Origin of the sequence: Pseudomonas sp. S10E 269, assembly GCF_002798465.1 — a bacterium.
Lineage (GTDB): Bacteria > Pseudomonadota > Gammaproteobacteria > Pseudomonadales > Pseudomonadaceae > Aquipseudomonas > Aquipseudomonas pergaminensis.
On sequence record NZ_PHIJ01000001.1, the window covers coordinates 4,948,364 to 4,974,026 of the forward strand.

The 25,663-nt window shown below is 62.2% G+C and carries 28 protein-coding genes; 12 read left to right on the top strand and 16 right to left on the bottom strand.

Going from position 1 to position 25,663, the window contains the following annotated elements:
• Positions 1–206 precede the first annotated feature (206 nt).
• The 6 genes from CWC48_RS23000 to cysG are packed head-to-tail and all read left to right on the top strand — an operon-like array spanning position 207 to position 7,705.
• On the top strand, positions 207–2,615 hold the full coding sequence (locus CWC48_RS23000) for a DNA translocase FtsK (RefSeq protein WP_100490401.1): 2,409 nt from the start codon (positions 207–209) through the stop codon (positions 2,613–2,615).
• 54 nt (positions 2,616–2,669) lie between these two features.
• Entirely contained in the window at positions 2,670–3,293 is a 624-nt protein-coding gene (gene lolA, locus CWC48_RS23005; RefSeq protein ID WP_060755651.1) for an outer membrane lipoprotein chaperone LolA, read from the top strand.
• 23 nt (positions 3,294–3,316) lie between these two features.
• A complete protein-coding gene (locus CWC48_RS23010; protein ID WP_078049025.1) occupies positions 3,317–4,639 on the top strand; it encodes a replication-associated recombination protein A in 1,323 nt (440 codons plus the stop codon).
• The gene (gene crcB / locus CWC48_RS23015) at positions 4,639–5,013 is read left to right on the top strand and encodes a fluoride efflux transporter CrcB (RefSeq protein WP_078049024.1); all 375 of its coding nucleotides are present in this window, start codon (positions 4,639–4,641) and stop codon (positions 5,011–5,013) included. The genes CWC48_RS23010 and crcB overlap by 1 nt, the downstream gene beginning before the upstream one ends.
• 16 nt (positions 5,014–5,029) lie before the next feature.
• On the top strand, positions 5,030–6,310 hold the full coding sequence (gene serS / locus CWC48_RS23020) for a serine--tRNA ligase (protein WP_099491822.1): 1,281 nt from the start codon (positions 5,030–5,032) through the stop codon (positions 6,308–6,310).
• Entirely contained in the window at positions 6,311–7,705 is a 1,395-nt protein-coding gene (gene cysG / locus CWC48_RS23025) for a siroheme synthase CysG (protein WP_028616787.1), read from the top strand.
• A 188-nt stretch (positions 7,706–7,893) separates the two neighbouring features.
• Here cysG and CWC48_RS23030 read toward each other — a convergent pair whose 3' ends face one another.
• The 6 genes from CWC48_RS23030 to tusD form a co-directional block, all read right to left on the bottom strand.
• Complete coding sequence (locus CWC48_RS23030; RefSeq protein WP_099491820.1) at positions 7,894–8,889, bottom strand: glutathione S-transferase family protein; 996 nt, start codon at positions 8,887–8,889, stop codon at positions 7,894–7,896.
• A gap of 88 nt (positions 8,890–8,977) precedes the next feature.
• On the bottom strand, positions 8,978–9,979 hold the full coding sequence (locus CWC48_RS23035; RefSeq protein ID WP_100490402.1) for a glycosyl transferase family protein: 1,002 nt from the start codon (positions 9,977–9,979) through the stop codon (positions 8,978–8,980).
• Positions 9,976–10,311 (bottom strand): TusE/DsrC/DsvC family sulfur relay protein, encoded by a 336-nt coding sequence (locus tag CWC48_RS23040; RefSeq protein WP_078049019.1) that lies wholly within the window; start codon positions 10,309–10,311, stop codon positions 9,976–9,978. The genes CWC48_RS23035 and CWC48_RS23040 overlap by 4 nt, the downstream gene beginning before the upstream one ends.
• Entirely contained in the window at positions 10,308–10,586 is a 279-nt protein-coding gene (gene tusB / locus CWC48_RS23045; RefSeq protein WP_078049018.1) for a sulfurtransferase complex subunit TusB, read from the bottom strand. The genes CWC48_RS23040 and tusB overlap by 4 nt, the downstream gene beginning before the upstream one ends.
• On the bottom strand, positions 10,586–10,936 hold the full coding sequence (gene tusC / locus CWC48_RS23050) for a sulfurtransferase complex subunit TusC (protein WP_078049017.1): 351 nt from the start codon (positions 10,934–10,936) through the stop codon (positions 10,586–10,588). Before tusC ends, tusB begins: the two co-directional genes overlap by 1 nt.
• A gap of 1 nt (position 10,937) precedes the next feature.
• Positions 10,938–11,330, bottom strand: coding sequence for a sulfurtransferase complex subunit TusD (gene tusD / locus CWC48_RS23055; protein WP_078049016.1), 393 nt, complete (start codon positions 11,328–11,330; stop codon positions 10,938–10,940).
• A gap of 157 nt (positions 11,331–11,487) precedes the next feature.
• On the opposite strand from tusD, the gene CWC48_RS23060 reads away from it, so the two are divergent.
• Positions 11,488–12,669 carry a CaiB/BaiF CoA-transferase family protein gene (locus tag CWC48_RS23060; RefSeq protein ID WP_100490403.1) on the top strand — a complete coding sequence of 394 codons (1,182 nt, stop codon included), beginning with the start codon at positions 11,488–11,490 and terminating at the stop codon, positions 12,667–12,669.
• A 94-nt stretch (positions 12,670–12,763) separates the two neighbouring features.
• Here the strand turns inward: CWC48_RS23060 and CWC48_RS23065 are convergent, their stop codons facing one another.
• Positions 12,764–13,258: a SprT family zinc-dependent metalloprotease gene (locus CWC48_RS23065; protein WP_100492446.1), complete on the bottom strand. Its 495-nt coding sequence runs from the start codon at positions 13,256–13,258 to the stop codon at positions 12,764–12,766.
• A 128-nt stretch (positions 13,259–13,386) separates the two neighbouring features.
• On the bottom strand, positions 13,387–13,989 hold the full coding sequence (locus tag CWC48_RS23070; protein WP_078049014.1) for a Yip1 family protein: 603 nt from the start codon (positions 13,987–13,989) through the stop codon (positions 13,387–13,389).
• Between the two features lie 261 nt (positions 13,990–14,250).
• Between CWC48_RS23070 and ttcA the strand changes: the two genes are divergently transcribed.
• The gene (gene ttcA, locus CWC48_RS23075) at positions 14,251–15,075 is read left to right on the top strand and encodes a tRNA 2-thiocytidine(32) synthetase TtcA (protein WP_014718888.1); all 825 of its coding nucleotides are present in this window, start codon (positions 14,251–14,253) and stop codon (positions 15,073–15,075) included.
• 67 nt (positions 15,076–15,142) lie between these two features.
• The gene (locus CWC48_RS23080) at positions 15,143–15,814 is read left to right on the top strand and encodes a DNA-3-methyladenine glycosylase I (protein ID WP_078049013.1); all 672 of its coding nucleotides are present in this window, start codon (positions 15,143–15,145) and stop codon (positions 15,812–15,814) included.
• A gap of 89 nt (positions 15,815–15,903) precedes the next feature.
• Here CWC48_RS23080 and CWC48_RS23085 read toward each other — a convergent pair whose 3' ends face one another.
• The 3 genes from CWC48_RS23085 to arsC are packed head-to-tail and all read right to left on the bottom strand — an operon-like array spanning position 15,904 to position 17,268.
• On the bottom strand, positions 15,904–16,320 hold the full coding sequence (locus CWC48_RS23085; RefSeq protein WP_100490404.1) for a DUF2069 domain-containing protein: 417 nt from the start codon (positions 16,318–16,320) through the stop codon (positions 15,904–15,906).
• Entirely contained in the window at positions 16,304–16,918 is a 615-nt protein-coding gene (gene wrbA / locus CWC48_RS23090; RefSeq protein WP_100490405.1) for an NAD(P)H:quinone oxidoreductase, read from the bottom strand. Before wrbA ends, CWC48_RS23085 begins: the two co-directional genes overlap by 17 nt.
• Entirely contained in the window at positions 16,915–17,268 is a 354-nt protein-coding gene (gene arsC, locus CWC48_RS23095; protein WP_078049010.1) for an arsenate reductase (glutaredoxin), read from the bottom strand. The genes wrbA and arsC overlap by 4 nt, the downstream gene beginning before the upstream one ends.
• A gap of 115 nt (positions 17,269–17,383) precedes the next feature.
• On the opposite strand from arsC, the gene CWC48_RS23100 reads away from it, so the two are divergent.
• On the top strand, positions 17,384–17,845 hold the full coding sequence (locus CWC48_RS23100; protein ID WP_078049009.1) for a TlpA disulfide reductase family protein: 462 nt from the start codon (positions 17,384–17,386) through the stop codon (positions 17,843–17,845).
• A gap of 131 nt (positions 17,846–17,976) precedes the next feature.
• On the opposite strand, the gene CWC48_RS23105 is transcribed toward CWC48_RS23100, so the two are convergent.
• From CWC48_RS23105 to CWC48_RS23120, 4 genes are all read right to left on the bottom strand, one after another.
• A complete protein-coding gene (locus tag CWC48_RS23105; RefSeq protein WP_078049008.1) occupies positions 17,977–18,381 on the bottom strand; it encodes an META domain-containing protein in 405 nt (134 codons plus the stop codon).
• Complete coding sequence (locus CWC48_RS23110) at positions 18,378–18,818, bottom strand: hypothetical protein (RefSeq protein ID WP_100490406.1); 441 nt, start codon at positions 18,816–18,818, stop codon at positions 18,378–18,380. Before CWC48_RS23110 ends, CWC48_RS23105 begins: the two co-directional genes overlap by 4 nt.
• Positions 18,819–18,889: 71 nt before the next feature.
• Positions 18,890–19,879, bottom strand: coding sequence for a 2-hydroxyacid dehydrogenase (locus CWC48_RS23115; RefSeq protein ID WP_100490407.1), 990 nt, complete (start codon positions 19,877–19,879; stop codon positions 18,890–18,892).
• Between the two features lie 107 nt (positions 19,880–19,986).
• Positions 19,987–22,740 carry a response regulator gene (locus CWC48_RS23120; RefSeq protein WP_100490408.1) on the bottom strand — a complete coding sequence of 918 codons (2,754 nt, stop codon included), beginning with the start codon at positions 22,738–22,740 and terminating at the stop codon, positions 19,987–19,989.
• 205 nt (positions 22,741–22,945) lie between these two features.
• Between CWC48_RS23120 and CWC48_RS23125 the strand changes: the two genes are divergently transcribed.
• A complete protein-coding gene (locus CWC48_RS23125; RefSeq protein WP_099491810.1) occupies positions 22,946–23,674 on the top strand; it encodes a response regulator transcription factor in 729 nt (242 codons plus the stop codon).
• Complete coding sequence (locus tag CWC48_RS23130) at positions 23,661–25,031, top strand: sensor histidine kinase (protein ID WP_100490409.1); 1,371 nt, start codon at positions 23,661–23,663, stop codon at positions 25,029–25,031. The genes CWC48_RS23125 and CWC48_RS23130 overlap by 14 nt, the downstream gene beginning before the upstream one ends.
• Here the strand turns inward: CWC48_RS23130 and CWC48_RS23135 are convergent.
• Entirely contained in the window at positions 25,028–25,543 is a 516-nt protein-coding gene (locus CWC48_RS23135; protein WP_012724913.1) for a DUF2062 domain-containing protein, read from the bottom strand. The two genes, CWC48_RS23130 and CWC48_RS23135, sit on opposite strands and share 4 nt — an antisense overlap.
• Between the last annotated feature and the right edge of the window lie 120 nt (positions 25,544–25,663).

The window sequence follows — 25,663 nt, forward strand, 5'->3', positions numbered from 1 at the left end:
TGCTTGAAGAACGCCAAGTGGCGTGGCATCAGGGGCACAAACCCGTACAATGCGGCCATTGTGGCGTTATCGCCATTTCATCCAGCAATCGCCCAGTGTTAAAAGTAGATTCAACGACGCTCGTTCATTTTTCAGCTGCTCGGATTGGGCAGTATTTGCAGTCATTCAACAGATGGACGCGCTAAAGGCGCAGGAAAAGACCCGTTTTGAAGAAATCCGCCGCAACACCTAAAGCAGCAGTCGTGCCGGCCTGGCGCCAGCACCTGCATTATCGTCTCAAGGAAGGCGCGCTGATCGCGATCGGCGCCCTGTGCCTGTTCCTGATGATGGCCTTGCTGACGTATGGCAAGGACGATCCGGGCTGGAGCCACAACAGCAAGATCGAAGACGTGCAGAACTTCGGCGGGCCTGCCGGTTCCTACAGCGCCGATATCCTGTTCATGGTGCTGGGTTACTTCGCCTATATCTTCCCGTTGCTGCTGGCGATCAAAACCTGGCAGATCTTCCGCCAGCGCCACGAGCCGTGGCAGTGGAGCGGCTGGCTGTTTTCATGGCGCCTGATCGGCCTGGTGTTCCTGGTGCTGTCCGGCGCGGCCCTGGCCCATATCCATTTCCATGCGCCGACTGGCTTGCCAGCGGGCGCGGGCGGGGCGCTGGGCGAAAGCCTCGGCGACCTGGCGCGCAAGACCCTGAATATCCAGGGCAGCACCTTGATGTTCATCGCGCTGTTCCTGTTCGGCCTCACCGTGTTCACCGACCTGTCCTGGTTCAAGGTGATGGACGTGACCGGCAAGATCACCCTCGACCTGTTGGAACTGTTCCAGGGCGCCGCCAACCGCTGGTGGGCTGCCCGTGTCGACCGCAAGCGCATGGTCGCCCAGTTGCGTGAAGTCGATACCCGTGTCAACGAAGTAGTGGCCCCGAGCACACCGGACCGGCGCGAGCAGGCCAAGGTCAAGGAGCGCCTGATCGAGCGCGAGCAGGCGCTGAGCAAGCACATGTCGGACCGCGAGAAGCAGGTGCCGCCTGTCATTGCCCCCGCGCCGCCCAAGCCAGCCGAACCGAGCCATCGCGTTCAGAAAGAGAAACAGGCGCCGCTGTTCGTCGACAGCGCCGTCGAAGGCACCTTGCCGCCGATCTCGATCCTCGACCCGGCCGAAAAGAAACAACTCAACTATTCGCCTGAATCCCTGGCGGCCGTCGGCCACCTGCTGGAAATCAAGCTCAAGGAATTCGGCGTCGAAGTCTCGGTGGATTCCATCCACCCCGGCCCGGTGATCACCCGTTACGAAATCCAGCCGGCTGCCGGCGTTAAGGTCAGCCGTATCGCCAACCTGGCGAAGGATTTGGCCCGTTCCCTGGCCGTGACCAGTGTGCGTGTCGTGGAAGTGATTCCCGGCAAGACCACCGTGGGCATCGAGATTCCCAACGAAGACCGCCAGATCGTGCGCTTCTCCGAAGTGCTGTCGACCCCTGAGTACGACAACTTCAAGTCGCCGGTCACCCTGGCCCTGGGTCACGACATCGGCGGCAAGCCGGTGATCACCGACCTGGCGAAGATGCCCCACTTGCTGGTGGCCGGTACCACCGGTTCCGGTAAGTCGGTGGGTGTGAACGCGATGATCCTGTCGATCCTGTTCAAGTCCGGCCCGGAAGACGCCAAGCTGATCATGATCGACCCGAAGATGCTCGAACTGTCGATCTACGAGGGCATTCCGCACTTGCTGTGCCCGGTGGTCACCGACATGAAGGACGCCGCCAACGCCCTGCGCTGGAGCGTCGCCGAGATGGAGCGCCGCTACAAACTGATGGCGAAGATGGGCGTGCGTAACCTGTCGGGCTTCAACGCCAAGGTCAAGGAAGCCCAGGACGCCGGCACACCGCTGACCGACCCGTTGTACAAGCGCGAAAGCATTCACGACGAAGCGCCGCTGCTGAGCAAGCTGCCGACCATCGTGGTGGTGGTCGACGAATTCGCCGACATGATGATGATCGTCGGCAAGAAGGTCGAAGAACTGATCGCCCGTATCGCCCAGAAGGCCCGTGCCGCCGGTATTCACTTGATCCTCGCCACCCAGCGTCCGTCGGTGGACGTGATCACCGGCCTGATCAAGGCCAACATCCCGACCCGCATGGCGTTCCAGGTGTCGAGCAAGATCGACTCGCGGACCATCATCGACCAGGGCGGCGCCGAACAGCTGCTCGGCCACGGCGACATGCTCTATATGCCGCCGGGCACCAGCCTGCCGATCCGGGTTCACGGCGCCTTTGTTTCCGACGATGAAGTCCACCGTGTGGTGGAAGCCTGGAAGCTGCGCGGCGCGCCGGAATACAACGACGACATTCTGGCCGGTGTGGAAGAAGCCGGCAGTGGCTTCGACGGCGGCGGCAGCGGTGGCGACGATGATGCCGAAACCGACGCGCTGTACGACGAGGCCGTGGCTTTTGTACTGGAAAGCCGTCGCGCCTCCATCTCGGCGGTGCAGCGCAAGCTGAAGATCGGCTACAACCGCGCCGCCCGCATGATCGAAGCCATGGAAATGGCCGGCGTCGTCACCGCAATGAACACCAACGGCTCGCGCGAAGTCATTGCCCCCGGGCAGATGCGCGACTGATTCCGCGCCGCGTGGCAGCACGCGGCGCGCCCCGACCACTCAATGAGGACTCCCATGCGTCTTATCCGCATGCTGTTGTTGCCGGCACTGGCCCTGACCGCTGTTTCGGCCCATGCTGACCCGGCCTCCGTCGCCAGCTTGAAGAACCTGCTGGACAAATCCCAGACCCTGACCGCGCGCTTTTCCCAGCTGACCCTGGATGCCGGTGGCACCCAGTTGCAGGAAACTGCCGGCGAAATGGCCGTGCAGCGCCCTGGACTGTTCTACTGGCACACCGAAGGCAAGTCTGAGCAGACCATCGTGTCTGATGGCCAGAAGGTCACCCTGTGGGACCCGGATTTGGAACAGGCAACCATCAAGAAGCTCGACCCGCGCCTGAACCAGACCCCGGCCCTGCTGCTGTCGGGTGATGTGTCGAAAATCAACGACAGCTTCGACATCACCTCCAAGCAGACCAGCAACGTGATCGAGTTCACCCTCAAGCCCAAATCCAAGGACACGCTGTTCGACACGCTGTCCCTGTCGTTTGGCAACGGCGTGATCAACAACATGCGCCTGGTCGACAGTGTCGGCCAGCGCACCGATATCCTGTTCTCCGGGGTCAAGGCCAACCAGCCGGTACCGGCATCCAAGTTCAAGTTCGACATCCCCAAGGGTGCCGACGTGATCCAGGAATAATCTAGAGGTTTCAAACGCTGCCCATGGATCTGTTTCGAAGTGACCCGATTGCCCAGCCATTGGCCGCGCGCTTGCGTTCGACCAACCTGGATGAGTACGTCGGTCAGGAACACCTGCTCGCTCGCGGCAAGCCGTTGCGCGAAGCCCTGGAGCAGGGTGCGCTGCACTCGATGATTTTCTGGGGGCCGCCAGGGGTGGGCAAGACCACCCTGGCGCGCCTGCTGGCGAAGGTCTCGGATGCGCACTTCGAAACGGTCTCGGCGGTACTCGCCGGGGTCAAGGAGATCCGCCAGGCGGTGGAAGTCGCCAAGCAACAGGCCGGGCAGTACGGCAAGCGCACCATCCTGTTTGTCGATGAAGTGCACCGCTTCAACAAGTCCCAGCAGGATGCGTTCCTGCCTTATGTCGAAGACGGCACGCTGATCTTTATCGGCGCCACCACCGAAAACCCATCGTTCGAACTGAACAACGCCTTGCTGTCGCGGGCGCGGGTCTATGTGCTGAAAAGCCTGGACGAGGCCGCCATGCAGAAGCTGTTGCAGCGGGCCCTGAATGAAGACAAGGGCCTGGGCAAGCGGCAACTCAGCGTGAGCGAAGAGGGCTTCAAAATCCTGCTGACCGCCGCCGACGGTGACGGTCGTCGCTTTCTCAACCTGCTGGAGAACGCTTCCGACCTGGCCGAAGACGGCGGTGAGATTGGCGTCGACCTCTTGCAAAGCCTGCTCGGCGATACGCGCCGACGCTTTGACAAGGGCGGCGAAGCCTTCTACGACCAGATATCGGCGCTGCATAAATCCGTGCGCGGCTCCAACCCGGACGGCGCGCTGTACTGGTTTGCGCGGATGATCGACGGGGGTTGCGACCCGCTCTACCTCGCCCGCCGCGTGGTGCGCATGGCCAGCGAAGACATCGGCAACGCCGACCCGCGTGCACTGAGCCTGTGCCTGGCCGCGTGGGACGTGCAGGAGCGCCTCGGCAGCCCGGAAGGCGAATTGGCCGTGGCCCAGGCCATCACTTACCTGGCCTGCGCGCCCAAGAGCAATGCGGTGTACATGGGCTTCAAGTCCGCCCTGCGCGCCGCCGCCGAATACGGCTCTCTCGAAGTGCCGATGCACTTGCGCAACGCGCCGACCAAGTTGATGAAACAGTTGGGCTACGGTGATGAATACCGCTACGCCCACGATGAACCAGATGCCTATGCGGCCGGTGAAGACTATTTTCCCGATGACCTTGAGCCACTCCCGCTCTATCAGCCGGTGCCCCGTGGCCTGGAGCTGAAGATCGGCGAAAAGCTCAATCACCTCGCCCAACTCGATCGACTCAGCCCCAAACAGCGGAGAAAGTAGTGCTCAAGACGATTCTTGCCGTGTCCGCAGCCGGCATCGCTGGTACATTATTGCGTTTCGCCGCTGGCACCTGGGTCAGCGCCAACTGGCCGAAGCATTTTTATGCGGCGACCCTGGCGGTCAACCTGGTGGGCTGCCTGATCATCGGGCTGTTATACGGCTGGTTCCTGTTGCGCCCGGAAGTACCGATTGAAATTCGTGCCGGCTTGATTGTCGGCTTTGTAGGCGGTCTGACGACCTTTTCATCCTTTTCACTGGATACGCTGCGCCTGCTGGAAAGCGGGCAGGCCCTGGTCGCCTTCGGGTACCTGGGCATCAGCGTGTTCGGCGGGCTGCTCGCCACCTGGGCTGGCCTGTCCTTGACCAAACTTTGATAAACGAGAGACCGACATGCTCGATTCCAAACTGTTACGTAGCAACCTTCAGGACGTAGCGGACCGCCTGGCATCCCGTGGCTTTGCCTTGGATGTTGCGCGCATCGAAGCGCTGGAAGAACAGCGCAAGACCGTCCAGACCCGCACCGAAGCACTGCAGGCTGAGCGGAATGCGCGTTCCAAATCCATCGGTCAGGCCAAGCAGCGCGGCGAAGACATCGCGCCGCTGATGGCGGATGTCGAGCGCATGGGCACCGAGCTGTCCGACGGCAAGGTCGAGCTGGACAAGATCCAGACCGAGCTGGATTCGATCCTGCTCGGCATTCCCAACATCCCGCACGAGTCCGTGCCGATTGGCGCAGACGAAGACGGCAACGTCGAAGTGCGCCGTTGGGGTACGCCAACCACCTTTGATTTCGAGATCAAGGACCACGTTGCCCTGGGCGAATTGACCGGCGGCCTGGATTTCGAAACTGCCGCCAAGATGTCCGGCGCGCGCTTTGCCTTGCTGCGCGGTCCGATCGCGCGCATGCACCGTGCCCTGGCGCAGTTCATGATCAACCTGCACACCGGCGAGCACGGTTACGAAGAAGCCTACACCCCTTACCTGGTGCAGGCACCGGCGCTGATGGGCACCAGCCAGTTGCCAAAATTCGAAGAAGACCTGTTCAAGATCAGCCGCGACGGCGAAGCCGACCTGTACCTGATCCCGACCGCCGAAGTGTCGCTGACCAACATCGTCGCCGGCGAGATCCTCGATGCCAAGCAACTGCCGATCAAGTTCGTGGCCCACAGCCCATGCTTCCGCAGTGAAGCCGGTGCGTCGGGTCGCGATACCCGCGGCATGATCCGCCAGCACCAGTTCGACAAGGTCGAGATGGTGCAAGTGGTTGAGCCGTCGACGTCGATGGAAGCCCTGGAAGGCCTGACCGCCAACGCCGAGCGCGTCCTGCAACTGCTGGAGCTGCCGTACCGCGTCCTGGCGCTGTGCACCGGCGACATGGGCTTCAGCGCCGTGAAGACCTACGACCTCGAAGTGTGGGTGCCGAGCCAGGACAAGTACCGCGAGATTTCGTCGTGCTCCAACTGCGGTGACTTCCAGGCCCGTCGCATGCAGGCGCGTTTCCGCAACCCGGAAACCGGCAAGCCGGAACTGGTCCACACCCTCAACGGTTCCGGTCTGGCGGTAGGCCGTACCCTGGTGGCCGTGCTGGAAAACTACCAGCAGGCTGACGGCTCGATCCGTGTGCCGGAAGTACTCAAGCCTTACATGGCGGGCGTTGAGGTCATCCGCTAAATGGAATTTCTGCCGCTGTTTCATAACCTGCGCGGCAGTCGTGTGTTGGTCGTCGGTGGCGGGGAGATTGCCTTGCGCAAATCCCGGCTGCTGGCCGATGCCGGTGCGTTGCTGCGGGTGGTTGCTCCCCAGATCGAAGACCAGCTCAAAGAGCTGGTACTGGGCAGTGGCGGGGAACTGATTTTGCGCGGTTATCAGGAGGCGGACCTCGACGGTTGCACCCTGATCATCGCGGCCACCGACGACGAGCCGTTGAACGCGCAAGTGTCCAGCGACGCCAAGCGCCGTTGCGTGCCGGTCAATGTGGTGGATGCGCCGGCCTTGTGCAGCGTGATCTTCCCGGCGATTGTCGACCGTTCACCCTTGGTGATCGCGGTGTCCAGCGGCGGCGATGCGCCGGTGCTGGCGCGCCTGATCCGCGCCAAGCTGGAAACCTGGATTCCGTCCACTTACGGCCAGTTGGCCGGGTTGGCGGCGCGGTTTCGAGCTCAGGTCAAAGGTTTGTACCCGGATGTGCAGCAGCGCCGCGCATTCTGGGAAGAGGTCTTCCAAGGCCCGATTGCCGACCGCCAATTGGCTGGACAGGGCGATGAAGCTGAGCGCCTGTTGATCGAAAAGGTCAACGGCGCACCGCCGAATGCACCGGGCGAAGTCTACTTGGTGGGTGCAGGCCCGGGCGATCCCGACCTGCTGACCTTCCGCGCCCTGCGCCTGATGCAGCAAGCCGATGTGGTGCTGTATGACCGCCTCGTAGCTCCTGCGATTCTCGAGCTGTGCCGCCGTGATGCCGAGCGTGTCTACGTTGGCAAACGCCGCGCCGATCACGCCGTGCCGCAAGATCAGATCAACCAGCAATTGGTGGACCTGGCCAAACAAGGCAAGCGCGTGCTGCGTCTCAAGGGTGGCGATCCGTTCATCTTTGGCCGTGGTGGCGAAGAGATCGAAGAACTGGCGGCCCACGGCATTCCGTTCCAGGTGGTGCCAGGGATCACGGCGGCCAGCGGTTGCGCGGCGTATGCCGGGATTCCGCTGACCCATCGCGACTATGCGCAGTCGGTGCGTTTCATCACCGGGCATTTAAAGGACGGGACCTCGGACCTGCCTTGGGATGACCTGGTGGGCCCCTCGCAGACCCTGGTGTTCTACATGGGCTTGATTGGCTTGCCGATCATCTGCGAACAACTGATCAAGCATGGCCGTGCATCGGATACTCCTGCAGCGTTGATCCAGCAGGGCACCACGTCCAACCAGCGCGTGTTTACCGGCACCCTGGCGGATCTGCCACGCATGGTGGCGGAGCATGAAGTGCATGCGCCGACGCTGGTGATCGTGGGTGAGGTGGTGGTGTTGCGCGAGAAGCTGAAGTGGTTTGAAGGCGCACAGTCCCAGGTCTGAGAACGCTATGGTGGCCGGTAAGCCTGCTGTGAAGAGCAGGCTTTCTGTGGTGAGCGGGCTTGCCCCGCGCTGGGCTGCGAAGCAGCCCTACTAAAAAACGCCGAGTTCTTTCAGAAAGAACTCGGCGTCTGGTTTTGGGGCTGCTGCACAGCCCGGCGCGGGGCAAGCCCGCTCACCACAGTGACTGATCAGCTCCAGACACTTTTGCCGTTCAGTTGTGCCCGATCATGCTGTCCATCAAATCGCTGCAACGGCCCCTTCGGCACAATCCCCGTCGGGTTGATCGTACGGTGGCTGGCATAGTAATGCCCTTTGATGTGCGCGAAATCCACCGTCTCGGCCACGCCCGGCCACTGGTACATCTCCCTCAACCAATTCGACAGGGTCGGATAATCCGCAATCCTGCGCAGGTTGCATTTGAAGTGGCTGTAATACACCGCATCAAAGCGAATCAGCGTGGTGAACAGCCGCACATCCGCCTCGGTCAGGTATTCGCCGGCCAGGTAACGGTGGTCGCTTAGGTGCTGTTCCAGATGATCCAGCTCCGCAAACACATCATCGAACGCACGTTCATACGCCTGCTGCGAGGTGGCAAAGCCCGCGCGATACACGCCGTTGTTCACGGCGGGGTAAATGCGCTCGTTCAACGCGTCGATGGTCGCGCGCAGCGGCTCGGGGTAGAAATCCAGGGTGTTGCCGGTCAGTTCGTTGAAGGCACTGTTGAACATGCGGATGATCTCCGCCGATTCATTGCTGACGATGCGCTTGAGCTTCTTGTCCCACAGTACCGGCACGGTGACGCGCCCGGTGTAGTCGGCCGTGTCAGCCGTGTAGCGCTGGTGCATGAAGTCGAAATCATCCAGCTTGTCGCCGGTGGAGCCGTGAGCCTTGTCGAAGGTCCAGCCGTTTTCCAGCATCAGCCAACTGACCACGGACACATCGATCAGGCTTTCCAGGCCCTTGAGCTTGCGCAGGATCAGCGTGCGATGGGCCCACGGGCAGGCCAGGGAGACGTAGAGGTGGTAGCGACCGGCCTCGGCCTTGAAGCCGCCTTCGCCACTCGGGCCCGGCGCGCCATCGGCGGTTACCCAGTGGCGGCGTTGCGCCTGTTCGCGCTGGAACGCGCCGTCTGCGCTACTTTCGTACCACTGGTCTTTCCAGTGTCCTTCGATCAGCAAACCCATGACTGGCTCCTTGGCTAATAAGCGTTGGAGCCCAGTCTAAAGGGATGAGTTCGAACTAAAAGCGCAAAGACCGGGCGTTAATGATCGATTAAATCGATTTGTCTCGTGCCGTCCAGTACTGCTGGGCCAACTCAAAGGCCTGTTCCCGTGGGTGGCCCAGGCCGCGCAAGGCCAGGGCCATGGTGGCGACGAGCGCCAATTGCGGGTAGCTGTCCTCGACGTCACCGCGCCACACGGCCTTCAGGTGTTCAGGTTCGAGCGTGGCCGGCTTGACGTGACGCTGGGCGGAGAGGGCCGGCCATTCTTCGTCCCAGCTTTCACCAGCGGTGGTGCCGTACAGATGGCTGAGGGTGTCGGGGTTGATCTCGACTTCGCCGCCATCTCCCTTCACCACGATCACGTTATCGCCGAGCAGGCCGCTGGCATCACGGTGCACGCCCTGGTAACCCGGGTGGAAAATGCTTTGCAGACCCAGGCGTGCATTGAGCGGGTTGAGCAGGCGCGCCAGGGAGTGGATCGGCGAGCGCAGGCCCAGGGTGTTGCGCAGGTCGATCATGCGCTGCAGTTGTGGCGCCCAATCACCCAGCGGGATGAACGCCAGGTTGCCGTGCGCATAGGCGGCCTCGACCTGCTGCCAGTTGCGGCACAGCGGGATCTGCAAACCTTCGAGCAATTGTTCGGTGTAAAGACGCCCAGCCGTGTGGGCACCCCCGCCGTGCATCAGGATACGCACGCCATTCTGCGCCAGGCACTTTGCCGCCAGCAGGTACCACGGCAGGTGGCGCTTTTTGCCGGCGTAGGTGGGCCAGTCGACATCCACGTTCAGCGCCGGGGCGTCCAGGCGTTCACGTACGGCTTCGGTGAAACCGGCGAGTTCTTCCGGGCTTTCTTCCTTGTGGCGCAACAGCATCAGGAAGGCGCCGAGCTGGGTGTCTTCGACTTTTTCGTCGAGCAACATGCCCATGGCTTCGCGGGCCTCTTCACGGGTGAGGTTGCGCGCGCCGCGCTTGCCTTTGCCCAGGATGCGCACGAACTGCGCGAAGGGGTGCTCGGCAGGGGTTTCAAGGGTCAGTGGGGCAAAGTCGGTCATAAGCAATTCGTCGGCCTGGGCAGGCCCGCCAGCTTGGCGGCGAGTTTGGCGGGAGTGCCGTTGAACAATTTGTTGAGGTGCAGGCTGTTGCCCTTTTCCGGGCCCAGTTTCAAGGCGGTGTACTTGATCAACGGGCGCGTGGCGGGGGACAGCTGGAATTCGGCATAGAACTGGCGCAGCAGCGTGAGGATTTCCCAATGGTCCGCGGTCAACGCCAGGGGTTCGGCGGCGGCCAGGGCGTTGGCGACTTCCTCGGACCACGCGTCCAGGTCAACGAGGTAACCGTCCTTGTCCAGTTCCAGGGTGCGTGCGCCTACGGTCAGGGTGTTCATAGCCAGCTGTTGACCTTGTCGTAATCGAGCGACAACTGCACGAAGCCTGGGTAATCGACGCTATCGGCCCAGTCCGGCAGAGGCAGGTTGCGCGCCTGCATGTCTTCGGCCAGCACAAAGACTTTCACGCCTTGGGTGTGCAGGGCCGGGTTATGCAGCCCGTAGGCGCCATCGCCGCAGAGCAGGATGGCGTCCTCGGCGCCACAGATGCGCAGGCAGCTGTCGAGGCGGCTATCGGTAAACGGGGAATGGGAAACCACATGGAGAGTCGACATCAGAGGGTAATCACCTGGTCGTAACGGTCAATCAGCGTTGATATCGCTGCGCTGTCGAGCGGCTCGGCATTAGCGGGCGTGGTGAGGCCGCGCGCGGCCAGGCTGTGGCTGCAGGCGAACACCTCATCAATGCCAAACAGGCCCAGTGCCTGGAGGTTGGCGCCGAGGTCTTTTTGCTGCACGGCCTTGGCGTCCTGGTGCGGCGCCAGTTGGAACACGCCGTCATCCAGGAACAGCAGGCCGATCGGCAGATCGAAGGCACCGCCGGCCAACACGATGTCCAGCGCTTCGCGGGCGCTTGGCCCGGACCACGGCGCCTGGCGGCTGATCACCAATAAGGATTTGGACATGTCACGGCCCTCCAAAACAGATCAGGCGGTCGGCGGCCTGGGCGGCGTCGTGCAGTTGCCCCAGGCCGGACAATTCCCACGGCGCATCGAGGTTGACCGCGCTGCGTTGATAGCGCGTGGCTTCCTCCTGGTTGAGCACGCCACGGCGCAAGGCGGCGGCGATGCACACCACGCTGTCGAGCTGGTGGTCGCTGACAAACTCGCGCCATTGGCGGGCGATGTCCTGCTCATCCTGAGGTGCGACGATGGAATTGGAGGCGCTGTAGACACCGTCCTGATAGAAAAACAGCCGCACAATCTCATGGCCACCGGCCAGCGCCGCCTGGGCGAACAGCAGGGCGCGGCGCGAGGAGGGCGCGTGAGCGGCGGAAAACAGTGCAATCGCAAACTTCATGGAACACTCTGCAAGCAAACGTGGGCCAATGATAAAGCCGCCGCCACGAAAAAGCCCGCCGTGATCAAAACGGTCACTGTATGTGACCGTTCCGGCGATTGCCGGTCGGCGCAAGGCTGCCTAGTCTGTGGGCATTCACAACGGAAATGGAGTGCACATGTCAGGTCCCTTGGCGTCCCTCAAAGTGCTGGATTTTTCCACCCTGCTGCCTGGCCCGTTCGCCTCGTTGATGCTGGCGGACATGGGCGCCGAGGTGCTGCGCATCGAATCGCCCACGCGCATGGACTTGTTGCGGGTGTTGCCGCCCCATGACCAAGGTACGTCGGCCAGCCACGCCTACCTTAACCGCAACAAGCGCAGCCTGGCGTTGGACCTCAAGCAGGCCGAGGCCCTGGAGATCGTGCGGGCGCTGGTGAAAGACTACGACATTGTGCTCGAACAGTTCCGGCCGGGGGTGATGGAGCGGCTGGGGCTGGGGTATGAGGCATTGAAGGCGATCAACCCCCGGCTGATCTATGTGTCGATCACTGGGTACGGCCAGACCGGGCCCTATAAGGACCGCGCCGGGCACGACATCAATTACCTGGCGCTGGCCGGGGTGGCCAGTTACACCGGGCGCCAGGACAGCGGGCCGTTGCCCCTCGGCGTGCAGTTGGCGGACGTGGGTGGGGGCTCGCTGCATGCGGTGGTAGGGCTGCTCGCGGCAGTCATTGCGCGGCAGCAGAGCGGGGTCGGCCAATACTTGGACGTGAGCATGACCGACTGCTCGTTCAGCCTGAACGCCATGGCCGGCGCAGGTTACCTGGCGTGCGGGGTGGAGCCGGAGTGGGAAGGGCACGTGCTCAATGGCGGCAGTTTCTACGACTATTACCGCTCGCGGGATGGACGCTGGATGTCGGTGGGCAGCCTGGAGCCGGCGTTCATGCAGCAACTCTGCACTGCCTTGGGCCGCCCGGAGTTGGCGGCCCAAGGCTTGTCGCCCAAGGCTGAGCAGCAAAAAGCCCTGAAGCAAGCGCTGCAGGTCGAGTTCGAGAAACGCAGCTTTGATGAGCTGTGTGCGTTGTTTGCCGGGGTCGATGCCTGTGTGGAGCCGGTGTTGAGCCTCAGTGAAGCCGTGGAGCATCCGCAGTTGAAGGCACGGGAACTGGTCAGCCAGGTGCCGAGGGGCGATGGTTCGACCCAGGCGCAACTGGCTTGCCCGTTGAAGTTCTCCGACGGGTTGCCGGCGCCCAGGCATATAGGTGTAGCGGTGGGAGCGCACACGGATGAGGTGTTGGCGGAGTTGGGCTTTGGTGCTCAGCGCATAGCGGATTTGCGCCAGGCCAAGACAGTTGGATAGTGACTGGGCGGCCGCCATCGCAGGCAAGCCAGCTCCCACCTGTTGACCGCGCCGCCTATCAAAGGTGGGCGCTGGCTTGCCTGCGAAGAGGCCCTCACTCCACCCGGGTTTCGCCGGTAAACACCAAGGTATGGCGGCACCGTCTGCACAGATACCTTCGGCCTTGAGCCACCATGCCATGGCGCTGGGGCGAGAACGGAAAGTCACTGTCCGCGCACGGGCAGCGGTAGATATAGCGGGTCACCTGGCGGCGCTTCACTTCATAGGTATGGCAACGGTCCGGCGGCAGTTCGTAGACCCCGCGCATGATCAGTTGCCATTCCTCGCCATGGGGCTGGATGCGCTCGCCGAACAATTGGTGGGCGATCAAATGCGCCACTTCATGGGCCACGGTCTGCTTGAGGAAGTGTTGGCTGTTTTCACGGTACAACTGTGGGTTGAAACGCAGCAGGTTCTCGTGCAAATGCGCGACACCGGCCTTTTGGCCCCGCAGCTTGAGACTCACCTGGGGGCGTTTGAAGCTTCGTTTGAAAAAGGATTCGGCTTGTAGGAAACAATCTTCGACGCGGGTATTGAGTTGCTCGGGCATGCTGTACATATCTCCAGAGACGCCCAGTATGCCGCAAAGCTGGGTGTTTCCGAATCTGTCAGGCGCCGAATGGTCATGCATAACGCACAAAGCCACCTCGCGGTGGCCTTGCCCACGGTTTTATCCGCTCAGTTGGTGTAGATCGGGCCCACGCCCAGCCCCCAGACGATCACGGTAAACGCCATGATCGCCACCAGTACCACCAGGCCCACGGCCAGGACCGAGCTGGAAAACAGGAAGCCCTCATCCGGATCGATGCCCATGAAGGTCGGCAGCCCCACATACAGCAGGTACACCGTGTAACAGATGGCGGCCGTGCCCACGACCATACCCAGCCACATATGTGGGTACAGTGCGGCCAGCCCGCCGATGAACAGCGGTGTGGCGGTGTAGGTGGCAAACGCAACGCAGCGCGCCATGCTGGGGTTGGCATCGTAGGTGCGGGCCATCCAATGAATGAACGCACCCATCACTGCCACGCCGCCGAGCATGGCGGCGTAGGACATGATGGTCATCCACAAAGCGCTTTCCTGGGTCAGCATCACCGGCGCGCGGTTGCCGATGACCCAGCCGACCTGGGTGGTACCGATAAAGGCGGAAACGGCGGGGATCGCCGCAAGAATCAAGGTATGGGTGAGGTACATGTGGCCGATGCTTTCTTCTTTATCGCCACGGATTTCCCGCCATTCCTGGTCGGGATGGGTAAAAAGCCCCACGACGTGATGGATCATGCCAGTCACTCCTGTCGTTATTACCATCGCCCCCCATCGGAGCGCCCACGGGCCAAATGGCCTCAAAGGTCTGGATAGATATGCGACCTCTAGTCGCAGTATAGGAAGTGATGACCGGAAAAACTGTAAGGCTTTAGAGCGAATTGCGCTGTAAACATTGGCCCTAATCGCGGCGGAGTCTTTTACCGCTAGCCCTTTTGATGGTTTTTTTGCGTAAAATACCCGGCTTTTCGTCACACACCTCTAGCGGATCCAAGCGCCATGGGCACTCTTACGGTCAACCAGAACAAACTGCAAAAACGCCTGCGTCGCCTGGCCGGTGAAGCGGTCGCCGATTTCAATATGATCGAGGACGGCGACAAGGTCATGGTCTGCCTCTCCGGCGGCAAAGACAGCTACACCATGCTCGACGTGTTGCTGCACCTGCAAAAGGTCGCACCGATCAAGTTCGAGATCGTCGCCGTCAACATGGACCAGAAACAACCGGGTTTCCCCGAGCACGTGCTGCCGGCCTACCTCAAAGAGTTGGGTGTCGAGTACCACATCGTCGAAAAAGACACCTATTCGGTGGTCAAGGAACTGATTCCGGAAGGCAAGACCACTTGCTCGCTGTGCTCGCGCCTGCGCCGGGGCACGCTGTACACCTTCGCCGATGAGATTGGCGCGACCAAGATGGCCCTCGGGCATCATCGCGATGACATCGTTGAAACCTTCTTCCTCAATATGTTCTTCAACGGCTCCCTCAAGGCCATGCCGCCCAAGCTGCGTGCCGACGATGGGCGCAACGTGGTGATCCGCCCGCTGGCGTACTGCAACGAGAAGGACATCCAGGCCTACTCCGACTTCAAGCAATTCCCGATCATCCCCTGCAACCTGTGCGGCTCCCAGGAAAACCTGCAGCGCCAGGTGGTCAAGGAAATGCTGGTGGACTGGGAGCGCAAGACCCCGGGCCGTACCGAAAGCATCTTCCGCAGCCTGCAGAACGTGATCCCGTCGCAGCTGGCCGACCGCAACCTGTTCGACTTCACCAGCTTGAAGATTGATGAAACCGCCGCCTCGCGCTTCGTCAATGTTGTGAACCTCTGAGCCGATTCAACGCTCTGACACACGGCGCTCGCGGGCGCCGTTTTCAATTCAATTCCCAGGAGAGGGCATGCGCGATTACAAGTGGCTGCACGAATATTGTCTGAACCGCTTCGGTTCGGCGGCCGAGCTGGAAGCCCATCTGCCTGTACCCAAGACCCCGGCGCAGTTGCGCAAGATCAGCGATGATCGCTACCTGTCGACCCTGGCGCTGCGCGTGTTTCGTGCGGGCTTGAAGCACAGCGTGGTGGATGCCAAGTGGCCGGCATTCGAAAAGGTGTTTTTCGGCTTCGACCCGGAAAAAGTCGTGTTGATGGGCGCTGAGCACTTGGAGCGCTTGATGCAGGACACCAGCATCATCCGTCACCTGGGCAAGCTCAAGAGCGTGCCGCGCAATGCGCAGATGATCCTCGACATCGAGCAGGAGAAGGGCAGCTTCGGCGCGTTTATCGCCGATTGGCCGGTGACTGATATCGTCGGGCTATGGAAGTACCTGAGCAAGCACGGCCATCAACTTGGCGGGCTGTCCGCGCCGCGCTTTTTGCGCATGGTCGGCAAGGACACCTTTGTGCCGAGTTATGACGTGGTGGCCGCGCTGAACGCGCAGAAGATCGTCGACAAGGTGCCGACCAGCCTGCGTGACCTGGCGACGGTGCAGGGGGCGTTCAACCAGTGGCATGCCGAGAGTGGGCGGCCGATGTGCCAGTTGTCGATGATGCTGGCGTATACGGTGAATCATTGACACCGAGGTGATGCCTTCGCGAGCAAGCCCGCTCCCACATTTGGAGCGCATCTCCCTGTGGGAGCGGGCTTGCTCGCGAAGACTGACTTTCAGGCGACCCGGGCTTCAGCCAGGCGGCGATTTAATTGATGCCGCCACCGCACATACAACAACGCGGTACAAAACACCGCCAAACTCGCCAGCATCTCCAACACCCCGAACCACTGCCGGTTCGGGTCATACGCCGCCAGCGCGCCCTTGATGAAATACAGGTTCACCACAAAGCACACCCACGAATGCCCGCGCGCGCTGCCCAGCAGCATGCCTGGCGCCAGCACCAGCAAGGGCACCAGTTCGATCAGCAGGATCACCCACGGCCGTGCGCCGTGCAGGTCAGCAACGAACAGGTAATACACGCACAGCAACCCCGCCAAGGCGAAAAACGCCAGCAGGCTCAGCGCGCGGGCCATTCTGACCCGTGGCTCCAGCCACGCCTGGGGCGGCAGGACCTTAGGCTTTCTGGCCACGGCCGTTCTCCAGCAGCGTGGCGGTGGTGGCCAGGCGCAGGCCGAGGGCGCGGCACAGGGCGATTTCATGTTGATCGAGCAAGCGCTTGCCGTCAGGCCCGGCATGGTGGCTGGCGCCATAGGGCGTGCCGCCACCCTGGGTATCGAGCAACGCCTGTTCGCTGTAGGGCAGGCCGGTGATTAGCATGCCGTGGTGCAGCAACGGCAACAGCATCGACATCAGCGTGGTTTCCTGGCCGCCGTGCAGGCTGGCGGTGGAGGTGAAGACCCCGGCTGGCTTGCCGACGAGAGCACCGGTAAGCCACAGGTTGCTGGTGCCGTCGATGAAATACTTGAGCGGCGCTGCCATGTTGCCGAAACGGGTCGGGCTGCCGAGGGCCAGGCCGGAGCAGTGCTTCAGGTCATCCAGGCTGGCATACAGCGCGCCTTCGTCCGGGATGCTTGGCGCCACGGCTTCGCACTCGGTGGAGATCGCCGGCACGGTGCGCAGTCGCGCTTCCATACCGCCTTGCTCGATGCCCCGGGCGATCTGCCGGGCCATTTCGCTGACCGAGCCGTTGCGGCTGTAATACAGCACCAGCACATACGGCGACGTCACGGCAGGATCTCCAATACGTTTTCCGGCGGACGGCCAATGATGGCTTTGTCGGCGGTTTCCAGGATCGGGCGTTCCATCAGCTTCGGGTGCTCGGCGATAGCGGCAATCAACTGCGCTTCGCTGAGGCTGGCGTCGGCGAGGTTGAGCGCCTTGTATTCATCTTCGCCGCTGCGCAGCAGTTGGCGGGCGCTGATGCCCAGTTTGCCCAGCAACGCCTTCAAGTGCGCGGCGTCCAGTGGGGTTTCCAGGTAGCGCACCACGGTGGGCGTGAGGCCGCGGGCTTCGAGCAGTTCCAGCGCACCGCGGGATTTCGAGCAGCGCGGGTTGTGATAAAGCGTCAGATCGGTCATGTGCGGGTCGCATCTTGCGTAAGGTGGCGGGTATTCTACCCGCGCAGCGACCTGTCCTTAAACCGTAAGAGGCGATAGGTCGCAGCCAACGTTCATTTTTGCGAAGGATTACCCCATGACAAGGCGACTGATCGGTGCATTGGCGATCATCACAACCCTGCTGCTCAGCGGCTGCGGTAACGATTACGGCGTTGACCAATATGGCCAGAAAGTGGCTTCCGAACGCTTGGACAAGCAGTGGCTGGTGGTCAATTACTGGGCTGAGTGGTGTGGCCCGTGCCGCACGGAAATCCCCGAGCTCAATGCCTTGGCCGAACAGTTGAAGGCGCAGAATGTCGGTGTGTTCGGGGTCAACTTTGACAATGTGCAAGGTGAAGAACTGAAGGCTGCCAGCGACAAGCTGGGCATCAAGTTCACGGTGCTGGCGCAGAACCCGGAAGAGATCTTCGACATCCCGCGCAGCGAAGCGTTGCCAGTGACCTACATCATTGACGACAAGGGCAAGGTGCGCGAGCAGTTGATGGGTGAGCAAACGGCGGAAGGCGTATTGGCAAAACTCAAGGCCTTGCGCGGCTAAAGCAGCCACTCAAAACAAATGTGGGAGCGGGCTTGCTCGCGAAGGCGGTGTGTCAGTCACCGGATATGCCGGCTGAACGACCGCCTTCGCGAGCAAGCCCGCCCCCACATTTTGATTGCGAAAGGCTAGGGTTAGCCTTCTTCCAGCCACAGGCGAATCGGCAGGCCATCGGCCGGCCAGAAGCGCGTCTGTTCGATCGGCGAGATGTCCCAGCGCTGCACCCCTTGCAGGGCCTGGAAGAAGCGGTGTTCCTGCTCCATCAAGGCCTCGGCGCAAAGTTTGCGGGTGCTGCCGATCTTGCCGAAGCTGAGCTTGTCGCCCTCGACGGTGTACGGTGCGAACCAATGGTTGCAACCGCCATTGCCGTAGGCGCGGCCATCGGCGCCGAGGGTGACGGTCAGGTGCGCGTAATCCATCAGCGGCCGTTCACCGATCCATTCCACCACGTAGCTGTGATCCTGCTTGAGCTTGGCCGAGTCCCCCGCGCAGCCCGTCAAGGCCGCTCCGACGGCGGCGAGCAGAAGCAGGCCTCTCATTGCGCGGCCTTCTGGCATTTAGGGCAGCGGTGCTTGTCGCCCTCGCTGGCCCAGCCCAACTCGGCGATCCGCGCATTGGCGGCCGGTTGCAGCGGCTCTTTGCTCAGCTTGGTTTCCACCGCAAACTCGAACTCCAACACCGCATCGCAGCTGTCGCAGTTGACTTTCCAGGTATGAATCTCCAACTCGCCGAATTTCGGCCCCTGGGCCATGGCGACCCACTGGCCCGCCGGGCGGATGGAGTAGCGCGCATCACCTTCGACGGTGAGGCGCATCGACAGGGTTTTACTGCCGCGCAGGGAGACGATCAAAACGTCGCCGTGCTTGATCGAACCACCGTTGCCAGTGACCTGGTAACGGCCCGGCACCAGGGCGCGGCATTCGATCAGGGTGTGTTGCGGGCTCAGCAAACTGAAGCGGAAATCGTGTTCGGCCATGGATCCTCCAAATAGGCGCGGCATCCTATCACGGGTGCTGGCTCATCATGAGCCTGGTATGTGACCACTGATCATCCTTCGACAAGGTTCTGCGCCTGGCCGTCGGCCCAGGCCGCGATGTTGGCCAAGGTGGTGCCGGCGATGGCTGCCAGGGCTTCGCGGGTCAGAAACGCCTGGTGGGCGGTGATGATCACATTGGGGAACGTCAGCAGGCGCGCGAGCACGTCGTCTTGCAGCGGCAGGTCGGAGCGGTCTTCGAAGAACAGCTGTGCTTCTTCCTCATACACATCCAGCCCGAGGTAGCCGAGCTGGCCGTCCTTGAGCGCTTCGATCAGCGCCGGGGTGTCCACCAGCCCCCCGCGACCGGTGTTGATCAGCATCGCGCCAGGCTGCATCTGCGCCAGGGAGCGGGCGTTGATCAAGTGTTTGCTGTCGGCGGTGAGCGGGCAGTGCAGGCTGATGATCTGCGCCTGTGCGAGCAGTTCAGGCAGGCTCACATAGCGCGCGCCGAGGGCCTGCACTTGCGGGTTGGGGAAGGGGTCGTAGGCGAGCAACTGGCAACCGAAGCCGGCCATGATCTTGGCGAAGGTAGCGCCGATCTGGCCGGTGCCGACCACGCCGACCGTCTTGCCCACCAAGTCGAAACCGGTGAGGCCATGCAAGCTGAAATCGCCATCGCGGGTACGGTTATAGGCGCGGTGCAGGCGACGGTTAAGGGCGAGGATCAGTGCGACAGCGTGTTCGGCCACCGCATGGGGCGAATAGGCCGGCACGCGCACGATCGTCAGGCCCAGGCGCTTGGCGGCAAGCAGGTCCACATGGTTGTAGCCCGCCGAGCGCAAGGCAATCAGCCGTGTGCCGCCCTTGGCCAACTGTTCCAGCACCGGGGCGCTGAGGTCGTCGTTGATAAAGGCGCAGACCACCTCGTGATGTTCGGCCAGGGCCACGGTGTCGAGGTTGAGCCGCGCGGGCTGGAACTGCAGCTCCAGGCCTGGCGGCAGCGGCTCGCCGAGAAAGCTGTCGCGGTCGTAGGTCTGGCTACTGAAAAGAATGACGCGCATGGAAATGCTCCCTGCAATTACAAATGAAGAATCAGGCTTTTGTGGTGAGCGGGCCTGCCCCGCGCGAGGCCAGGTCGTTCACCAGAAAAGCCTGTTCCTGTGCACAGTCAGGCGTTTACCCGCGCTTCACTGGCAAGCCGGGCAATGGCCATGTCCAGTTCGTCCAGCGCGTGCTGGGCCTTGGCGTCGTCCTGCTTGAGCAGGGTTTCAGCGCGGTGGCAGGCCGCCCGCAGTTGTGGCACGCCGCAGTAACGGGTTGCACCGTGCAGGCGGTGCACACGTTCGATCAGCGCATTGTTGTCATTGGCGTCACGGGCGAGGGTAATTGCCAGGCGATCGGCCTCAAGCGATGCCAGTAGCATCGCCAGCATATCCGCCGCCAGGTCAGCCTTGCCGGCGGCCAGGCGCAGCCCTTCTTCGTGATCGAGCACCGGAAATTGCACGCCGGGGCCGAGGCCGTCGGTGGCACGTTCCGGACCTTGATTGCGCAGGGCCAGGCCGGTCCATTTCAGCACCACCTGGGCCAGTTGCCGCTCGCTGATGGGTTTGGTCAGGTAGTCGTCCATGCCGCTTTGCAGCAACGCGCGTTTTTCATTGGCCATGGCGTGGGCGGTCAGGGCGACCACCGGCAGGGGCGTGCCGCTGCGTTCGCTTTCCCATTGGCGGATTGCCTCGGTGCTCTGACGGCCGTCCATGCCAGGCATCTGCACGTCCATCAATACCAGGTCGAAGGTGTCCTGTTTCACCGCGTCGATGGCCGCATATCCGCTTTCCACCGCGCGCACCCGTGCGCCCATGTCTTCCAGCAGGGTCTGGACCAGCAACAGGTTCGCCGGGTTGTCGTCCACGCACAGCACGCGTGGCGCACGGCTGGACAACGGCTCGCCCGGTTCGCTGCGCGCCGGGCGCGGGCTGATCAGGTCGGACAGCGCACGGCGCAGTTTGCGCGTGCACGCCGGCTTGGCCTGCAACTGGCTGTTGGGGTTGGGCACCGATTGGTTGAACAGCATCTGCTCGGTGGTGGGGCACAGCACCAGCACCTTGCAGCCCAGGTGTTCGAGGTCCCACAGGTGTTGGTTGAGGCGCTCGGGCGGGATGTCATTGGCGGTCACGCCGAGCACCGCAAGGTCAATGGCCTGCTCAGTCTGATGGGCGCTGGTGATGCCGTTGGTCAGGCTTTCCAGGCTATTGAACGGCGTGACTTCCAGGCCGCAGTCTTCCAGTTGATGTTGCAGGGCCTGGCGTGCCAGTTCGTGGTTTTCCAGCACCGCCACGCGATGGCCCAGCAGCGGCGCGGAAGGCAGGTCTTCGACATCGTCGCGGGTCTTGGGCAGGTTCAGGCTGATCCAGAACTCCGAGCCTTCGCCCGGTGTACTGTCGACGCCGATTTCACCGCCCATCTGCTCGATCAGGCGCTTGGAAATCACCAGCCCCAACCCGGTACCGCCAGGTTGGCGCGACAGTGAGTTGTCGGCCTGGCTGAAGGCCTGGAACAGCGCGCGCACGTCCTGGCTGGACAGGCCGATGCCGGTGTCCTGCACGCTGATGCGCAATTGCACGCTGTCTTCCTGCTCGTCCTCGATCATCGCGCGGGCCACGATGGTGCCTTCGCGGGTGAACTTGATCGCGTTGCTGATCAGGTTGGTGAGGATCTGCTTGAGGCGCAGCGGGTCGCCCACCAGCGCCAGGGGCGTGTCGCGATAGACCAGGCTCACCAGTTCGAGCTGTTTGGCATGGGCGGCGGGGGCGAGGATGGTCAACGTGTCTTGCAGCAAGTCGCGCAGGTTGAACGGGATACTGTCGAGGACCAGTTTGCCGGCCTCGATTTTCGAGAAGTCGAGGATCTCGTTGATGATGCCCAGCAGGTTGTCGGCGGACTTCTCGATGGTGCCCAAATAGTCGAGCTGGCGCGGGGTCAGCTCGCTCTTTTGGAGCAGGTGGGTGAAGCCCAGGATGCCGTTGAGCGGCGTGCGGATCTCGTGGCTCATGTTGGCCAGGAACTCCGACTTGATGCGGCTGGCCTCCAGGGCTTCCTTGCGCGCCAGGTCCAGCTCGATGTTCTGGATCTCGATGGTTTCCAGGTTCTGGCGCACGTCTTCCGTGGCCTGGTCGATGCTGTGCTGCAATTCTTCCTGGGCGTTCTGCAGGGTTTCGGCCATGCGGTTGATGCCCGAGGCGAGCTGATCCAGTTCCTGGCTGCCCAGTGGTGGCAAGCGGGTTTCCAGGTTGCCGTCCTTGAGCTGGGCCACGGCTTGCTTGATCTGGCCGATCGGCGAATTGATCGTACGGCTGATGCGCAGGGCCAGGGCCGCGGTGCAGATCAGGCCGATGGCAATCAGCAGCAGGCTGGCGAACAGGCTGCGGTAGCCCCGCAGCAACATGCCGTTATGGGACAGCTCCACCTCGACCCAACCCAGCAGGCGATCGGCTTCGTCCGGGATCAGGTCGCCGGCGAGGTTGCGATGGCGTCCAAACACCGGCAGCAAGTAGCGGGTGGCGTCATTGCCGGTACGCTGCAGCAGGTGCGAGCTGTTGCCGATGGGCGGCTGGTTGAGCATGGTCGGGCCGGCATGGGCGAGGGGCGCGCGGTCCGGGCTGAGGAAGGACACGGCGCGCACGTCCGGCTGTTCCAGGGACTGGGTGGCAATGCGCTCCAGCAGGTCGGTATTGCGCGCACTCAAGGCAGGCGCCACCAGGGGCGCCAGTTGTTCGGCGATCATTTCGCCGCGTTGCAGCAATTGCGACTGCAGTTCCGAGAGCTGCATCCAGGTGAAATAGCCCCCCAACAGCGAGGCCATCAGGCTGGTCGGTAATAAGGTCAGCAACAGTACGCGGCCTTTTATCCCCATTCTTGTCAGCACGCCACTCTCCTGCTACCACATTGATATCTACGGAATTGCGCGGGCATCCGGCCCGGCCACCTGCGCAGTGTAGCCATTTGCGCGCGGAGTAATCTTGCAAATTAATGACATACGGCAATCATCAAGCCATTTGGCGCCCGGTGGCGATTGCCTGGGGCGGGGTAATCTTGAATAATCAGCGATTGAGAATGACTTGCAGATACTAATGAATCCCGCAGCAATCGGCCTACCCAGTATCCTGACCATCGAAGATGACCCCGTGCTGGGCGCCTATGTCCATGAGCACCTGGGCCGCTGTGGTTTCCATGTCACTTGGTGCCAGAACGGCCAGCAAGGCCTGCAGATGGCGCGCGACCAGGTGTTCGATGTGGTGTTGATGGATATTTTGCTGCCGGGGATGGACGGCCTGTCGATCCTCACCCATTTGCGCCAGAGCCATTCGATCCCGGTGATCCTGATGTCCGCGCTGGGCGCCGAAGCCGATCGCGTCAGTGGTTTTCGCCTGGGCGCCGATGACTACCTGCCCAAGCCGTTCAGCATGGTCGAGTTGCGTGTGCGCATTGAGGCGATCCTGCGTCGCGTGGCCCTCGACCGCCGCCCGCTGCCGACCCTGGCAGCGGTGCGCGACGACGCCCGCACCCTGCGCTTTGACGATGAACTGTGCGATGTCTTCTACCTGGAACACTGGGCCGGCTTGACCCGCAGCGAATACCGCCTGCTCGAAACCCTGCACCGCAACAGCGAGGAAGTCCTCAGCAAGGCCTTCCTTTACCAGCACGTGCTGCAACGCGGTTATGCCCCCCACGACCGCAGCCTCGACATGCATATCAGCCAGATCCGCCGCAAGCTCAAGGCCATCGGCTACACCGAGCGCGAAGTGCGCACGGTGTGGGGCAAGGGCTATGTGCTGAGCGGTCTCGATGACAGCCTTTGAACGCCCCTTGAAACGGCTGCCGGGCAAGCACTCGTTGTTCTGGAAACTGGCCTGCCTGCTGATCGCCTTCTGTTTGCTGATGATCTGGCTCAGTTGGTCATGGGGCCGGTACATGGAGCAGAAGAACGCCTATTTGTCCGACGAGGCGCGGATCACCTTGAGTGGGTACGCGGTCGGTGCTGAGCAGGCGTGGAATCGCGGCGGCCATGCTGGCGTGGACGCCTGGTTGCAGGCGATGGGCAAGCGTGAAAGCACCTGGATAGGCGTGATCGGCAATGACCTGCAGTCGCTGAGCAGCTACCCGCTGACCGATAAGGAAAGCCAGCGCCTGACCTTTCTGCGGGGCCTGGACTGGCCGGTGAGTCGGCATGTCAAAGGCCTGCCGTGGCTGAAAATCCCATTTCCCGTCGACCCCAACGCGGGTTCGCTGGTGATTGAGTTGCCGCAGCGCTTCATGCCGGGGCGTTACCAACTGTTCTGGCGGGTGGTGACCAATGGCGTGATCCCTGGCCTGTTTACCCTGTTGCTCTGCGTGGGGTTGTATCGATTGCTGATCATGCCCCTCAATCAACTGCGCGAGCAGGCCAATGCCTGGCGTGCCGATCAGTTGAATACACGGCTGTCCGACGATGCCACCAGCCGCCAGGATGAACTGGGCGAGCTGGGCCGCGCATTCGATCACATGTCCGAGCGTCTTCAGGGCACCGTGGTATTGCAGCAGCAGTTGCTGCGGGACATGTCCCATGAACTGCGCACGCCCTTGAGCCGCTTACGGGTGGCCTGTGACAGCGAGCAAGACCTGGCGCAACTGCGCGAGCGGCTCAGCCGTGAGATCGACGCCATGCAGCGCCTGGTGGAAGACAGCCTGCAACTGGCCTGGCTGGACACTGAGCGGGCGCCGCTGCCCCGGGAAGATATCCAGGTTCAGGCGCTGTGGGACATGCTGCGCGAAAACGCCTGTTTCGAGAGCGACTGGCCGCCGTCGCGCCTACCATGCCTGTTGGGCGCGGAGTGTTGGGTGCGCGGCAACCTGAATGCGTTGGCCCAGGCGCTGGAAAACATTTTGCGCAATGCCATCCGCCATTCGCCGGTGGGCGGCATGGTCAGCCTGGATGGGCGTCGTGAGGGGGATTTCTGGCACCTGTGGCTGGAGGACCAGGGCGGCGGAATAGATGAAGGCGACCTGGAACGGATCTTTGCGCCTTTTACCCGCCTGGACGGTTCACGCCCCGGCGATGGTGGCTTCGGCCTGGGCTTGAGCATCGCGCGCAATGCCGTGCAGCGCCAGGACGGTAGCCTGTGGGCGGAAAATACCGGGCAAGGGCTGCGGGTGCATGTGCGCTTGCGGGCCTGCTAAGCGCGACGCTGTTTGCGTTTTTTCCATTGGTGGGCCACCCACCAGCGCCAATAACCCATGGTCAGGCAATAGGCGAGGGCGCCCAGCACCAGCCCCAGCACCACTGAACCCAGCAGGAACGGCTGCCATAATGTGCTCAATTGGCCGCTGATCCATTCCCAGGTCAAATCGTCGGGCAGGCTGCGGGGTGGCACATTCATCAGCCAGGCGCCGGTCATGTAGGTGCAGATAAACACCACCGGCATGGTAATCGGGTTGGTCAGCCACACCAGGCTGACCGCGATCGGCATATTGCCGCGCACTGTGATCGCCAGCACCGCCGCCAGCAGCATCTGCAAGGGAATCGGAATAAAAGCCGCGAACAAACCCACGGCCATCGCGCGTGCGACCGAGTGCCGGTTGAGGTGCCAGAGGTTCGGGTCATGCAGCAACGTGCCGAGAAACTGTAATGACTTGTGTTCCCGGATACTGCTGGGGTCGGGCATGTACCGTTTGAATAGGCGCCGGGGCATAGGGGGTCCAGATCAATTCGAGGGGCAAGTATGCCCGCATTCTATAAACAGAAAATTCAGACTTTGTGACAAAACATCATAGGCCGTGCTCGGCGCTCGGCTAAGACTGAGTGGATCACT